The sequence below is a fragment of the Microbacterium sp. 22296 genome (genome assembly GCF_052045385.1).
Taxonomy (GTDB): domain Bacteria; phylum Actinomycetota; class Actinomycetes; order Actinomycetales; family Microbacteriaceae; genus Microbacterium.
Map to the genome: position 1 here is coordinate 45,856 of NZ_JBQEOS010000006.1, position 13,123 is coordinate 58,978.

13 protein-coding genes are annotated in these 13,123 nt (G+C 66.9%); 7 read left to right on the top strand and 6 right to left on the bottom strand.

Going from position 1 to position 13,123, the window contains the following annotated elements:
* Positions 1 to 35: 35 nt before the first annotated feature.
* The gene (locus ACTJJP_RS12405; protein WP_440775309.1) at positions 36 to 956 is read left to right on the top strand and encodes a 5'-3' exonuclease; all 921 of its coding nucleotides are present in this window, start codon (positions 36 to 38) and stop codon (positions 954 to 956) included.
* Here the strand turns inward: ACTJJP_RS12405 and ACTJJP_RS12410 are convergent, their stop codons facing one another.
* Both ACTJJP_RS12410 and trpD read right to left on the bottom strand, forming a co-directional pair.
* Entirely contained in the window at positions 957 to 1,949 is a 993-nt protein-coding gene (locus ACTJJP_RS12410) for a PHP domain-containing protein (protein WP_440775310.1), read from the bottom strand.
* A gap of 3 nt (positions 1,950 to 1,952) precedes the next feature.
* Positions 1,953 to 3,014: an anthranilate phosphoribosyltransferase gene (gene trpD / locus ACTJJP_RS12415; RefSeq protein ID WP_440775311.1), complete on the bottom strand. Its 1,062-nt coding sequence runs from the start codon at positions 3,012 to 3,014 to the stop codon at positions 1,953 to 1,955.
* Positions 3,015 to 3,200: 186 nt separating this feature from the next.
* On the opposite strand from trpD, the gene ctaE reads away from it, so the two are divergent.
* From ctaE to ACTJJP_RS12445, 6 genes are all read left to right on the top strand, one after another.
* A complete protein-coding gene (gene ctaE / locus ACTJJP_RS12420) occupies positions 3,201 to 3,833 on the top strand; it encodes an aa3-type cytochrome oxidase subunit III (RefSeq protein ID WP_183417929.1) in 633 nt (210 codons plus the stop codon).
* A gap of 16 nt (positions 3,834 to 3,849) precedes the next feature.
* Positions 3,850 to 4,662: a cytochrome bc1 complex diheme cytochrome c subunit gene (qcrC, locus tag ACTJJP_RS12425; protein ID WP_440775312.1), complete on the top strand. Its 813-nt coding sequence runs from the start codon at positions 3,850 to 3,852 to the stop codon at positions 4,660 to 4,662.
* A 39-nt stretch (positions 4,663 to 4,701) separates the two neighbouring features.
* The gene (gene qcrA / locus ACTJJP_RS12430) at positions 4,702 to 5,760 is read left to right on the top strand and encodes a cytochrome bc1 complex Rieske iron-sulfur subunit (RefSeq protein ID WP_314452110.1); all 1,059 of its coding nucleotides are present in this window, start codon (positions 4,702 to 4,704) and stop codon (positions 5,758 to 5,760) included.
* On the top strand, positions 5,757 to 7,601 hold the full coding sequence (gene qcrB / locus ACTJJP_RS12435; RefSeq protein WP_440775313.1) for a cytochrome bc1 complex cytochrome b subunit: 1,845 nt from the start codon (positions 5,757 to 5,759) through the stop codon (positions 7,599 to 7,601). The genes qcrA and qcrB overlap by 4 nt, the downstream gene beginning before the upstream one ends.
* 174 nt (positions 7,602 to 7,775) lie before the next feature.
* Positions 7,776 to 8,183 (top strand): rhodanese-like domain-containing protein, encoded by a 408-nt coding sequence (locus tag ACTJJP_RS12440; RefSeq protein WP_440775314.1) that lies wholly within the window; start codon positions 7,776 to 7,778, stop codon positions 8,181 to 8,183.
* A 301-nt stretch (positions 8,184 to 8,484) separates the two neighbouring features.
* The gene (locus ACTJJP_RS12445; protein WP_440775315.1) at positions 8,485 to 8,655 is read left to right on the top strand and encodes an alpha/beta fold hydrolase; all 171 of its coding nucleotides are present in this window, start codon (positions 8,485 to 8,487) and stop codon (positions 8,653 to 8,655) included.
* A gap of 542 nt (positions 8,656 to 9,197) precedes the next feature.
* On the opposite strand, the gene ACTJJP_RS12450 is transcribed toward ACTJJP_RS12445, so the two are convergent.
* Genes ACTJJP_RS12450 through ctaC form a run of 4 tightly spaced genes read right to left on the bottom strand, consistent with a single transcriptional unit; the run spans position 9,198 to position 13,062 of the window.
* Positions 9,198 to 9,989 (bottom strand): PP2C family protein-serine/threonine phosphatase, encoded by a 792-nt coding sequence (locus ACTJJP_RS12450; RefSeq protein ID WP_440775316.1) that lies wholly within the window; start codon positions 9,987 to 9,989, stop codon positions 9,198 to 9,200.
* A gap of 4 nt (positions 9,990 to 9,993) precedes the next feature.
* Complete coding sequence (locus tag ACTJJP_RS12455) at positions 9,994 to 10,410, bottom strand: cytochrome c oxidase subunit 4 (protein WP_440775317.1); 417 nt, start codon at positions 10,408 to 10,410, stop codon at positions 9,994 to 9,996.
* A 4-nt stretch (positions 10,411 to 10,414) separates the two neighbouring features.
* Positions 10,415 to 12,178: an aa3-type cytochrome oxidase subunit I gene (gene ctaD, locus ACTJJP_RS12460; RefSeq protein WP_285137971.1), complete on the bottom strand. Its 1,764-nt coding sequence runs from the start codon at positions 12,176 to 12,178 to the stop codon at positions 10,415 to 10,417.
* Between the two features lie 2 nt (positions 12,179 to 12,180).
* Complete coding sequence (gene ctaC, locus ACTJJP_RS12465) at positions 12,181 to 13,062, bottom strand: aa3-type cytochrome oxidase subunit II (protein WP_440775318.1); 882 nt, start codon at positions 13,060 to 13,062, stop codon at positions 12,181 to 12,183.
* Between the last annotated feature and the right edge of the window lie 61 nt (positions 13,063 to 13,123).

Sequence of the window (13,123 nt, forward strand, 5' to 3'; positions counted from 1 at the left end):
ATGTCATCTGATGACGGCGTCACTACCCTTGGCACATGGCACCCCGTTCCGAAAAGTTGCTCTTGCTCGACACCGCGTCGCTGTACTTCCGCGCCTTTTACGGCGTTCCCGACAAGGTGAGGGCGGCCGACGGCACCTCGGTGAACGCCGCACGCGGGCTGCTCGACATGATCGCCAAGCTCGTGACCACCTACGAGCCCACGCGTCTCGTCGCGTGCTGGGACGACGACTGGCGGCCCGCGTGGCGCGTCGCGCTCCTGCCGAGCTACAAAGCGCACCGTGTCGTCGAGGCGGTGCCCGCGGGGACCGATATCGAAGAGGTCCCCGACCCCCTCGAGGCGCAGATCCCGGTGATCCGCGCTGCGCTGGAGGTGCTCGGCATCCCGATCGTCGGGGCCGCCGAGCACGAGGCAGATGACGTCATCGGAACCCTCGCCTCGCGAGCGGACGCGCCGGTCGACATCGTCACCGGCGACCGCGACCTCTTCCAACTGATCGACGACGACCGCGGCATCCGCATCGTCTACACCGCACGCGGCATGAGCAACCTCGAGCTCGTCGACGACGCCGCCGTCGTCGGCAAGTACGGCGTGCACGCCGCGCAGTACGCGGACTTCGCCGTGCTGCGCGGCGACCCCTCCGACGGACTTCCCGGGGTGGCGGGAGTCGGGGAGAAGTCCGCAGCGTCCCTCCTGGCCGCCTGCGGCGATCTCGACGGCATCCGGACCGCCGCCGCCGACGGCTCCGCGGGCACCCCCGGGCAGCGCGCCAAGATCCTGGCGGCGAGCGATTACCTCGACGTCGCGCCCACGGTCGTTCGCGTCGCCCGCGAACTCGAACTCGACCCGTTCGACGACCGGATCCGTCCGCTCGACGAGGCGCACGCCATGGCGCTCGCGGAAGACTGGAACCTCGGCTCGGCGATGACGCGGGCTCTTACGGCGCTGCGGCGCTGATCAGCGCGGGCGCTCCAGCCACTCGCGCAGGCTCGCCAGCGGCCACGTCGTGACGATGCGGTCGACGGGAACACCGAGGGCTTCGGCTCGCGCCGCGCCGTAGTCCAGGAGCGACAGTTGACCGGGGGCGTGCGCATCGGAGTCGATCGAGAACAGGCACCCCGCCTCGACGGCCAGCGTCAGGAGCTCGTCGGGCGGATCCTGCCGCTCCGGACGGGAGTTGATCTCGACTGCGACGCCCGAGTCGGCGCAGGCCGAGAACACGGCCTCCGCGTCGAATTCCGACGGAGGTCGCGTCCCCCGCGAACCCTCCACGAGCCGTCCCGTCACGTGCCCCAGCACGTCGACCCGCGGGTCTTTCGCCGCGGCGACCAGTCGCTTCGTCATGGGTATGCGTTCCATGCGCAGCTTCGAGTGAGCGGATGCCACGACCACATCGAGCTCGTGCAGCAGCTCGTCCTGCTGGTCGAGGCTCCCGTCATCCAGGATGTCGACCTCGATACCGGTGAGCAGCGTGAAGCCGCCACCGCGGTGGCCGCGGACGACTTCCATCTGCGCGCGCAGGCGCTCCGGCGACAGCCCATTGGCGACCGTCAGGCGCGGCGAATGGTCGGTCAGGGCGAGGTACTCGTGGCCGAGTCCCCGTGCAGCCTCGACCATCGCCTCGATCGGGGTGAGACCGTCTGACCACTCGCTGTGACTGTGCAGATCCCCGCGCAGCCGGGCACGCAACTCCGCACCACCCGTCGGCGCCGCCTCGGCGCGCAGTCTCGCGAGACGCTCGGGAACGCCCCCCGCCAGCGCCTGCTGGATGACGGCGAACGTCGAATCGCCGATCCCGGGGCGCCGACGCAGTGCCGGGTCGTGTAACTCCGCGTCGCCCAGCCCCTCGATCGCGGCGGCCGCGGTGCGGAACGCCTTCGACTTGTAACGCGAGGACCTCTCCCGCTCGAGCAGGTATGCGATCTCGATGAGCGCCTCGAGCGGGTCCACGTGCTACTCCGACAGCTCTTTCGAGGTCCGCACCCAGTCCTCGAGCTTCGCCGCCGCCCGGCCGTCGTCGACCGTCGCGGCCGCGTCGGCGAGTGCCTCCGCGAGACGCTCGAGGATCGGACGCTGCACTTCGGTCGCATCCTGGAACAGGCGGAACGACACCAGGCCCGCCGCGGCGTTGAGCAGGACGATGTCGCGGACCGGTCCGGTCTCGCCCGCGAGGACGCGACGCACCACGTCGGCGTTGTGGTCGGGCGACCCGCCGAGCAGGTCGTCGATGTCAGCGAGGGGGATCCCGAGATCCCGCGGATCCAGGTCGTGCTCGTGCACATCGCCCCGACTGATCTCCCACAGGCGACTGTGACCGGTGGTGGTGAGCTCGTCGAGACCGTCGTCACCGCGGAACACCAGCGCGGTGGCGCCGCGGGTGCGGAACACGCCCGTGATCAACGGCACGCGGTCGATGTGGGCCACACCGACGGCGTTCGCCTCGGCGCGGGCGGGGTTGCAGAGGGGCCCGAGGAAGTTGAACACCGTCGGAACGCCGAGCTCGGCCCGGGTCGGGCCGGCGTGCCGGAAACCGGGGTGGAACGCCGACGCGAACGCGAAGGTGATCCCCGTGCGATCGAGCGTCTCGGCGACCTTCTCGGGCGACAGGGTCAGCGCGATCCCGAGCGACGAGAGCACGTCGGAGGATCCCGACGACGAGCTCGCGGCGCGGTTGCCGTGCTTGACGACCGGAACACCGGATGCCGCGGCCACGACGGCGGCCATCGTCGAGATGTTGACGGTGCCGAAGCGGTCCCCGCCCGTTCCCACGATGTCGAGGACCTCCGCGCGGACGGGGAGGGGCACCGCCGCCTCGAGGATGGCGTCGCGGAAGCCCACGATCTCTTCGACGGTCTCACCCTTGGCGCGCAGCGCGATGAGGAATCCGGCCAGCTGCGAGGGAGTCGCCTCGCCTGCCATGACCTGTCTCATCGCCCACGTGGACTCCGACACGCTGAGGTCGTCGCCGGCCAGCAACGAAGAGAGCAGATCGGGCCAGGTGAATCGTTCCGCCATGGGACGATCCTTTCATACGCGTGTCGTCGCGCCGTGTCGCGATCCGCACCCGCGGCGACGGCCGCTGCGAACCCCTTCCGTACCGGGGATTCCTTGCGGATTCTGAGGCTTCCCTAAGTCTCGATGATGGAATAACTCATGTTGGGGATGGGATGATCGGGCCCGAGGATCGCGCATAATGGAACGGTGACGACCTCAGCGACGTATTCCCAGGCCGTGCGTGCCGTGAAGCGACCCGACCCGGTCGCCGTAGGCACCATCGTGTGGCTGGGCAGCGAGGTCATGTTCTTCGCAGGCCTCTTCGCGATCTACTTCACCCTCCGCAGCACCTCCGCGTCCTTGTGGGCCGAAGAGACCCAGCTGCTCAATGTCCCCTTCGCTCTCGTCAACACGTTCATCCTCGTGTTGTCGTCGGTCACGTGCCAGATGGGCGTCTTCGCCGCCGAGCGGTACCAGCCGTACCGCACGGGCAAGGCCACCGGCTTCAAGCAGTGGGGAATGGTGGAGTGGTTCTACCTCACCTTCATCCTCGGCGCGGTCTTCGTGTCGGGACAGGTGTGGGAGTACGCGACGTTGGTGGCCGAGGGCATGCCCATCAGCGCCAACCCCTATGCCTCCGCCTTCTACCTGACCACAGGCTTCCACGCCCTGCACGTGACGGGTGGCCTCATCGCCTTCCTGCTCGTGATCGGCCGTGCGTACGCCGTGAAGAACTTCGGCCGGAAAGAGATGACCACCTCGATCGTCGTGTCGTATTACTGGCACTTCGTCGACGTCGTCTGGATCGCCCTGTTCGTCGTCATCTACTTCCTCAAGTAAGAGAGCTGTACTCCACATGGCACGCGAGAAGAAGACTCGTCGGTCGTCCGGGCGTCGTAGCCCCCTGGCCGCCGCAGCGCTGATCGGCATCGGCCTCCTCCTCACCGGAGGCGCCTACGCCGGTGCATCGGCCGCGATGGCCGCCACCTCCAGCACGCCGGTCAGCCAGGCCGATTCCGCGACGGTGGTCGCCGAGGGCGAAAAGCTCTTCCAGGCCAACTGCGCGACCTGCCACGGCCTGAACCTCGAGGGCAGCCAGCAGGGACCCTCACTGTTCGGCGTCGGCGAGCTGTCGGTGCACTTCCAGGTCTCGACCGGCCGCATGCCGCTCCAGGCGCAGGGACCGCAGGCACCGGTCAAGCCCGTGCAGTTCACCGAAGAGCAGATCAACGCGATCGCCGCATACGTGCAGTCCTCTGCTCCCGGACCCGCTTACCCCACCGAGGACCTCGTCGACGGAGAGGGCGACCTCGCCCACGGGGCCGAGCTCTTCCGCATCAACTGCGCGATGTGCCACAACGTCGCCGGCGCCGGCGGAGCGTTGACCGAGGGCAAGTGGGCACCCGACCTGCACACGGTCACGCCCGTCAACATGTACGCGGCGATGGTCACCGGACCGCAGAACATGCCGGTCTTCAACGACCTCAACCTCACCCCCGAAGACAAGCGCGACGTCATCTCCTACCTGATGTACGTGCAGAAGACCGACTCCCCCGGTGGCTACGCCCTCGGGTCGCTGGGCCCGGTCTCCGAGGGTCTGTTCATCTGGATCTTCGGTATCGGGGCGCTCATCGCCCTGACCGTGTGGATCACGGCGAAGTCCAACTGACCGTCGTCTTCGACATTACGTAAACGCACGAGGAGCACCATGGCACACGAGGACGACGCACTCGAGCACGAGAGGGCTTCCTGGAAGCCCGGCTCGGGCCTCGCCGTCGCGGTTCCCGACGCCGTCAACAACCCGGGTCTGCCCGGTCACCGTCAGCGGATGACCGACAAGGACCCGCAGGAGATGAAGCGTGCAGTCCGCACGGTCTACACCCTGTTCTACGTCTCGGTCGCGGCGAGCATCTGGGCGAGCATCGCCTACATGATCTTCCCGATCGAGTCGGGCGCGATGATCGACATCCGCTACAACAACCTCTTCATCGGACTCGGCATCGCGTTCGCACTGCTGGCGATCGGCATCGGCACCATCCACTGGGGCAAGTCGGTCATGTCCGACAAGGAGTACATCGAGGACCGCCACGCGACGCGCGGGCGCGACGAGGTTCGCGAAGGTGCGATCAACGTCTTCGCCGAGGCCGACAAGGATTCGGGTTTCGGTCGTCGCGAGATCATCCGCAACTCGATGTTCGCCGCCCTGGCAGCGTCCATCATCCCCGGCATCACCCTGTTCCGCGGCCTCGCTCCGCAGGATCAGGATCCCGTGACGATGCTGAGCCACACGATGTGGAAAGAGGGCATGCGCCTGTCGCACGACCCCTCGGGTCGTCCGATCCGTGCGGCCGATGTCACCCTCGGCTCCGCTTTCCACGTCATCCCCGAAGAGCTCGCCGGCCTCGGTCACGACGAGGGCTACCTCGAAGAGAAGGCCAAGGCCATCGTGCTGCTCATGCGCATGCAGCCCGAGCAGCTCAACCCCGAGACGAACAATCTCGACTGGTCGTACGACGGCATCATCGCGTACTCCAAGGTCTGCACCCACGTCGGTTGCCCGGTTGCACTGTACGAGCAGCAGACCCACCACCTTCTGTGCCCCTGCCACCAATCGCAGTTCGACGTCGCCAACGGCGCGGCCGTCATCTTCGGCCCGGCTGCCCGTCCCCTGCCGCAGCTCCCCATCACCGTCGACGCCGAGGGCTACCTCGTCGCGCAGAGTGACTTCCACGAGCCCGTCGGCCCCAGCTTCTGGGAGCGCTCATGAGTACCGGTACTCACCCCACCGAGAACGTCACCACCGAGCCGGCCGTCTACTCCGGCCCGCCGCAGGCGCCCGCCGGTCGAGACGGCAAGCCGCTCGGAGGCCGCTTCGTCGGCGCCACGGCGAACTACCTCGACGAGCGGACGAGCATGTCCGGCCTGGTCAAGGAGCTCGGCCGCAAGGTCTTCCCCGACCACTGGTCGTTCATGCTCGGCGAGATCGCCCTGTGGAGCTTCGTCGTCGTGCTGCTCTCCGGCACGTTCCTGACGTTCTTCTTCCAGGCGTCGATGGTCGAGACGCACTACAACGGCGCCTACGAGCCCATGCGCGGGATCGCGATGTCGGCTGCCATGGAGTCGGCGCTGCACATCTCGTTCGACCTGCGCGGTGGACTGCTCGTGCGTCAGATCCACCACTGGGCAGCGCTCGTGTTCGTCGCCGGCATCGGCGTGCACATGCTCCGCGTGTTCTTCACCGGTGCCTTCCGCAAGCCCCGCGAGCTCAACTGGGTCGTCGGCTTCATCCTCTTCATCCTCGCGATGGCCGAGGGTTTCACGGGTTACTCGCTCCCCGACGACCTGCTGTCGGGCAACGGCCTGCGCATCATCGACGGAATGATCAAGGGTCTGCCCATCATCGGCACCTGGACCTCCTTCCTCCTTTTCGGCGGAGAGTTCCCCGGCACCGCGATCGTCGGCCGTCTGTACACGCTGCACATCCTGCTGCTGCCCGCGATCCTCGTGGCCCTGCTCGCCGTTCACCTGATGCTGATGATCATCAACAAGCACACGCAGTTCGCCGGTCCCGCCCGAACGAACAGCAACGTCGTGGGCTACCCGATCCTGCCGGTGTACGCCTCCAAGATGGGCGGATTCTTCTTCATCACCTTCGGCGTGATCGTCCTCATCGCCGCCCTGGTGACGATCAACCCGATCTGGAACTACGGTCCCTACGACCCGTCCCCCGTGTCGGCCGGTACTCAGCCCGACTGGTACATCGGCTTCGCCGACGGTGCTCTTCGTCTCGTGCCGCCGCACCTCGAGTTCGTGCTCTGGGGCCACACCTGGTCGTGGAACATCATCTTCCCGGTCGCCGTGCTCGGTCTGTTCATCGTCCTCGTGCTGATCTACCCCTTCATCGAGGCGTGGGTCACCGGAGACAAGCGCGAGCACCACATCGCTCAGCGTCCGCGCAACGCCGCAACCCGGACCGCCATCGGTGCGGCCGGCGTCACGTTCTACGCCGTCATGTGGGCCGCGGCGTCGTCCGACATCATCGCCACGCACTTCCACCTCACAATGGAAGGCGTCATCCACGCCCTTCAGGCCCTGCTGATCCTCGGCCCGATCCTCGCGTACTTCGTCACCAAGCGCATCTGTATCGCGCTGCAGAAGAAGGACCGCGAGATCGCCCTGCACGGCTATGAGTCGGGCCGCATTGTCCGCCTGCCGGGAGGCGAATACATCGAGGTCCACCAGCCGGTCGACGAGTTCGAACGCTGGAAGCTCGTCGACAACGAGACGTACGAGCCGCTGGTCGTGCGACCGAACGACAAGGGCCAGATCCCCTGGCACGAGAACATCCGTGCCTCGGTATCGCGATGGTTCTTCGAAGACCGTCTGGCACCTCTCACGCAGGCTGAAATCGATGCCGCCGTGGCACACCAGCACCACGAACTCGACCACATCGCGAACGAGGAGGCCGACGAGATCGCCGGCGCCGACGCCCGTGCCGATGAGGACGGTCGCCCCCGCAACGCGGTGGGCGAGCGTGTCGAGGTCGAGATTCCTGCACCCAAGGGCCTCGGAGAGGCCAACCGCCCCCGCGGCGAAAAGGGCGAATAACACGCTCTCGTACGAAGGCCCCGGTGCTCGCGTACCGGGGCCTTCGTCGTGGATGCGATCGATCGGCGCACGCGCTCGCGAGGCGCACGCCTCGATCGACGTCTGGCAGATTGCTGCCGCATCGTGGCATCCTCCCCCCTCGCCGTCGATGTGCCCGCTGCCTACGGTGAGGATGTGACCGACGCCACAGAGTACTTCCGTGCCCGCCTCGCCGCCGAGACCGATCCGTCCGACGTCTACGCCGCTCAAAAAGCCGGCGATCGCTTCGTGCTCGTCGACGTACGAGGGGATGACGCCTGGCTGCAGGGGCGCGTGACAGGCGCTCTTCACATGCCCTATCGCGCGATCGCGGATCGAGCTCTCCGGGAGATCCCCCTCGACATGCCCGTCGTGGTCTACTGCTGGAGCCCCGGCTGCAATGCCGGGCAGAAGGGTGCCCTCGCTTTCGCGCAGCTGGGATACGAGGTGCGCGAGATGATCGGCGGCTACGAATACTGGGTCCGCGAGGGACAGCCCTTCGAGAACGATGACGGGCCGTGCGATCGGGTATTCGACGCGACCGTGATGGTCGTGCGTCGCTGACGGCCGGGTATTCCGGCGCCGTAGGGCGCCGAGATGCCTCCCCCTCCCCCGATCACCCCCTCGGCGAGCGGTTTCCTCGAGCGGCCCCACGGCGCCCGACGGGATTGGGAGACCTCTGGTAACCCGCGGGGACGTCCGGCGCTGTACCTGCATGGCGGGCCCGGTGGGGGTCTCGGTCCCGGCGGCTACCCGCCGTCGATTCGACCCCGCGCTGCACCTCATCGTCGGCGTCGACCAGCGCGGGTGCGGTCGCAGCACGCCGTGAGCCTCCGACGACCTCCCCAGCCTTCGGACGCACACGATGACGCAGCTGATCGACGATCTCGAGGCCGTCCGCGTTCACCTGAACATGGAACGCTGGCTGCTGCACGGTGTGTCCTGGGCGTCGACCCCTGGCCTCGTCTACGCGCTCGCGCACCTCGATCGCGTGACCGAGGTCGTCACCCTCTCTGTGGCCACGGGCCACCGGTGAGAGATCGACTGGATCATCGACGGCATTGCGCCCGTTGTTCCCGAGGCGCACGAGCGGCTGCGCGCCGCGCTGCGCGCCGAGGAACGCACGATCGATGAATATGCGCGGCTCTTCACGGACCCCTCTCCCGAGGTGGGTTGACGAGCCGCCGACGAGTCGGACGCCTGGGAAACCGCTCACCTCTCGCTCGGGCCGCACGCGACGCCCGGCCCCCTGGATCCGGACGACCGGCACCCCCTGAACTTCGCGACGCTCGTCACGCACTACGGGGCGCACGACTGCTTCCTGAGGGGCGATCAGTCGACCCTCGCACGTGCGTCCCGACTGTTCGGAATACCCGGGGTGCTCATTCCATGGGCGACGCGATATCCACGGGCCCGCACGGACACCGTGGCAGCTCCACCACGCAAGGCCGGGAAGCAGGCGGGAGATCGTCGAGGACGAGGGGCACGGCGGCCCCCGAAGCGCCGAACTGGCCATGGAAGCGATGGACGCCTTCACGAGAGACGCAGCGCGCCCACGCGCATCGGAGCGGCGTCCGCTCAGGCGGTTTCGACGTCCTCGGCGAACCACCGCGTCGCCGACCCGAAGAACACGGGATCCGCCGTGATCGTGTCGTCGTCGTCGACCACGTCGCATACGACGACAGTCACGTTGTCTCGCGTTCCCGCCTCGAGAGCCAGCGCGACGGCGGATGCCGCGGCCTCACGAGGGCCGGAGGCCTCGGCGATGAGCCGTGCCACGTCGGCCTCGGGCACATAGTCGGTCAGGCCGTCGCTGCACAGAACCCAGCGGTCTCCCACGCGCGGCGGACGCTCGGCGACGGAGACCACGTCTCCTTCGGCACCGCCGAGTGAGGCGGTGATGATGTTGCGACGAGGATGCGCCGCGGCCGCCTCGGGCGAGATGATCCCGTGGTCGACCAGGGCCTGCACGTACGAGTCATCGCGCGTCTCGCGGGAGAAGTGCCCGTCGCGCAGCAAGTACGCCCGCGAGTCCCCCGTGTGCGCGAGGAGCAGGTCGCCCGTCGTGCTGAGGAAGATACCCGTGAAGGTCGTCGCCATACCCTCCAGAGCAGGGTCGCGCTCGACGTGAGCTCGAATGTCCCAGTTGGCCTCGCGGATACGCACGAGGAGGCCATCTGCGTCGAGCCCTCCCCCACGCGTGGCGACGAGGCGATGCACCAGGGCCGCCGATGCGAGATCGCCGGAAGGTCCACCGCCGACACCATCTGCCACCGCCGCACCCCAGGACGCCGCGAACGCGGCGTCCTGGTTGGTGGGACGATGGGCACCGGCATCAGAGACGGCGGCCGTTATCAGCCGAACGGGCACAGGATCAGCGCGCGAAGTACCCGCGGTAGTACTCGTACACCCAGCCGACGATGGCGACAACGAACACCGCGAACCCGACGGGGACGAGCCAGCTGCCCACGGCCAGGCCGATCACGGCGATAGCCGCGGACGCCGCGAGCACGATGGGCCACCACGACCACGGGCTGAACTCGCCCATCTCGGGGTCGCCGTCATCGATGTCGGCCGTCAGGGTGTCTTCGGGCAGCTCGCCGCGCTGCGACTTCAGGACGCGCCCGATGTAGAACGCGATCATCGACGACATGAGACCGAGGAACGCGAGCGCCACCGTGCCGACCCACTCGACACCGCCGTGCTGGATGAGACTCCAGACGGTGTAGATCGCGGCGATGAGGAACGAGAAGACCGCGAGGATCCACCAGAGATTGACGTTCGTACGCATGGACTTACTTGACCTCTCCGGCAGCAGCGTCGACGACAGGTGCGTCGGGGGCGTCCTTGGCCGGACCCACGCCGACGGGGATACCGGCTTCGGGGTGGTTCAGGTCGAACGCGGGACGCTCGCTGCGGATGCGCGGGATCGAGGTGAAGTTGTGGCGCGGCGGCGGGCACGACGTCGCCCACTCGAGCGACGCTCCGTAGCCCCACGGGTCGTCGACCGTCACGCGCGGCGCCTTGCGGGCGGTGATCCACACGTTGAGGAGGAAGGGGATCATCGAAGCGCCGAGGATCATCGATCCCACGGTCGACAGCTGGTTCTCCCACGCCCACCCATCGGCAGCGGCGTAGTCGGCATAACGACGGACCATGCCGTCCACGCCGAGCCAGTGCTGGATGAGGAAGGTCATGTGGAAGCCGACGAACAGCATCCAGAAGTGCACCATGCCGAGACGCTCGTTGAGCATTTTGCCGGTCCACTTGGGCCACCAGAAGTAGAAGCCGGCGAACATCGCGAACACGACGGTGCCGAAGACGACGTAGTGGAAGTGCGCGACCACGAAGTACGAGTCGGACAGGTGGAAGTCCAGCGGGGGCGATGCCAGGATGACGCCGGTCAGACCGCCGAAGACGAACGAGACCAGGAACCCGAGGGCGAAGACCATCGGCGTCTCGAACGTCACGGATCCACGCCACAGCGTGCCGATCCAGTTGAAGATCTTCACGCCCGTCGGCACCGCGATGAGCATCGTCATCAAGGCGAAGAACGGCAGCAGCACACCGCCGGTGACGTACATGTGGTGCGCCCACACGGCCACCGAGAGCGCAGCGATCGCGATGGTGGCGTATACGAGGGTCTTGTACCCGAAGATCGGCTTGCGGCTGAAGACGGGGAAGATCTCGGACACGATGCCGAAGAACGGCAGCGCGATGATGTACACCTCAGGGTGACCGAAGAACCAGAAGAGGTGCTGCCAGAGCAGGACGCCACCGTTCTCGGGGCTGTAGATGTGCGAGCCGAGGACGCGGTCTGCGGCGGCGGCGAAGATGGCGGCCGCCAGCACGGGGAAGGCGAGGAGGATCAGGATGCTCGTGATGAGCGTGTTCCACGAGAAGATCGGCATGCGCCACATGGTCATACCGGGGGCGCGCATCGTCAGCACGGTCGTGATGAAGTTCACCGCACCGAGGATCGTGCCGAAACCGCTGATGCCGAGCCCCAGCATCCACAGGTTTCCGCCGACGCCCGGCGAGAAGCTGGCGTTGGCGAGCGGCTGATAGGCGAACCACCCGAAGCCGGCCGCACCCTGCGGGGTGAGGAAGCCCGAGACGGCGATCGTCGAACCGAACAGGAAGAGCCAGAACGCGAACGCGTTCAGTCGCGGGAACGCGACGTCGGGAGCCCCGATCTGCAGCGGCAGCAGCGCGTTGGCGAAACCGGCGAACAACGGCGTCGCGAACATCAGCAGCATGATCGTGCCGTGCATCGTGAACAGCTGGTTGTACTGCTCTTTGGTCGGGATGATCTGCATGCCGGGCTCGAAGAGCTCCGCACGGATGATCAGCGCCATCACGCCACCGAGCATGAAGAACATCACGGAGGCGATCAGGTACATGTACCCGATGGTCTTGTGGTCGGTGGAGGTGATCCACTTGACGACCAGGTTGCCCTTCTGCTCGACACGCGTGGTGCTCAGCAGAGCGGCTTGACGCGGCGGGAGAGTCGTCGGCCGCGAGGGGCCCGTCCCCTGGAGCGGAAGCGTCGTGGCCATGATCACTCGTTCCCTTCGGTACCGGTCGTCGTCAGGTTCTGCAGACGCGACAGGTCGCTGATGTCACCGACGTCGCCCGCGCGGCGCAGCGAGTCGAGGTAGTCCTCGTACTCGGCCTCGCTGACGACCTTGACGTTGAAGAGCATGGCGGAGTGGTACTCACCGCACAGCTCGGCGCACTTGCCCTCGTACGTGCCCTCGCGAGTGGGCATGAACGACCACTCGTTGTCGCGGCCGATGTACATGTCTTTCTTGTACAGGAAGTCGATGATCCAGAACGAGTGGATGACGTCGCGCGAGCGCAGGTCGATCTTGACCGTCTTGTTCACCGGCAGATAAAGGGTGGGCACGTCGTCGAGGTCGTACCCGTCGGAGGTGGCGACGGCCTGCACGCCCATCGAGTACACGGCGTCGGAGTTGTCTTCCTCTTCGCCGTTGTACTGGAAGTCCCAGGCCCACTGCTTGCCGTAGGCCGTGATGGACACGTCGGGATCGTCGTACTGCGTCTCGAGCGTGTTCTGATCGCGCGCCGTGAAGGCGAAGAAACCGACGACCAAGATCAGCGGGACGATCGTGTAGAAGATCTCGACCGGCATGTTGTACCGCAGCTGCACCGGCAGGCCCGACTGGCCACGGCGACGGCGGTACGCGATGACCGACCACAGCATGAGACCCCAGGTGATGACACCCACGGCGAGGAGCACGATCCACGAGTTGACCCACAGACCGGCGACCATGTCGGTGTGGTTCGTGGCGGGCGTTCCGTCATCGACGAAGCCGGGCAGGAATCCGTGCAGCTGGGTCGTGGTGCAGCCCGAGAGGAGTGCGACGGAGGCGATCCCGAGAGGGAGCGCTGCCCAACGAAGGCGACGTTTGGAGGGCACAATGCACCTTTCCGGGTCGTGGATGAAGCTTTGACAGTCTACGGCAACCTCTCACCGTTCT

What these genes read in the sequence shown, in the direction of transcription:
- ACTJJP_RS12445 (WP_440775315.1), top strand. Translation starts at nt 8,485, where the DNA reads ATGACGCAGCTGATCGACGATCTCGAGGCCGTCCGCGTTCACCTGAAC.
- ACTJJP_RS12455 (WP_440775317.1), bottom strand. Translation starts at nt 10,410, where the DNA reads ATGCGTACGAACGTCAATCTCTGGTGGATCCTCGCGGTCTTCTCGTTC.
- ACTJJP_RS12405 (WP_440775309.1), top strand. Translation starts at nt 36, where the DNA reads ATGGCACCCCGTTCCGAAAAGTTGCTCTTGCTCGACACCGCGTCGCTG.
- trpD (WP_440775311.1), bottom strand. Translation starts at nt 3,014, where the DNA reads ATGGCGGAACGATTCACCTGGCCCGATCTGCTCTCTTCGTTGCTGGCC.
- qcrC (WP_440775312.1), top strand. Translation starts at nt 3,850, where the DNA reads ATGGCACGCGAGAAGAAGACTCGTCGGTCGTCCGGGCGTCGTAGCCCC.
- ctaD (WP_285137971.1), bottom strand. Translation starts at nt 12,178, where the DNA reads ATGGCCACGACGCTTCCGCTCCAGGGGACGGGCCCCTCGCGGCCGACG.
- qcrA (WP_314452110.1), top strand. Translation starts at nt 4,702, where the DNA reads ATGGCACACGAGGACGACGCACTCGAGCACGAGAGGGCTTCCTGGAAG.
- qcrB (WP_440775313.1), top strand. Translation starts at nt 5,757, where the DNA reads ATGAGTACCGGTACTCACCCCACCGAGAACGTCACCACCGAGCCGGCC.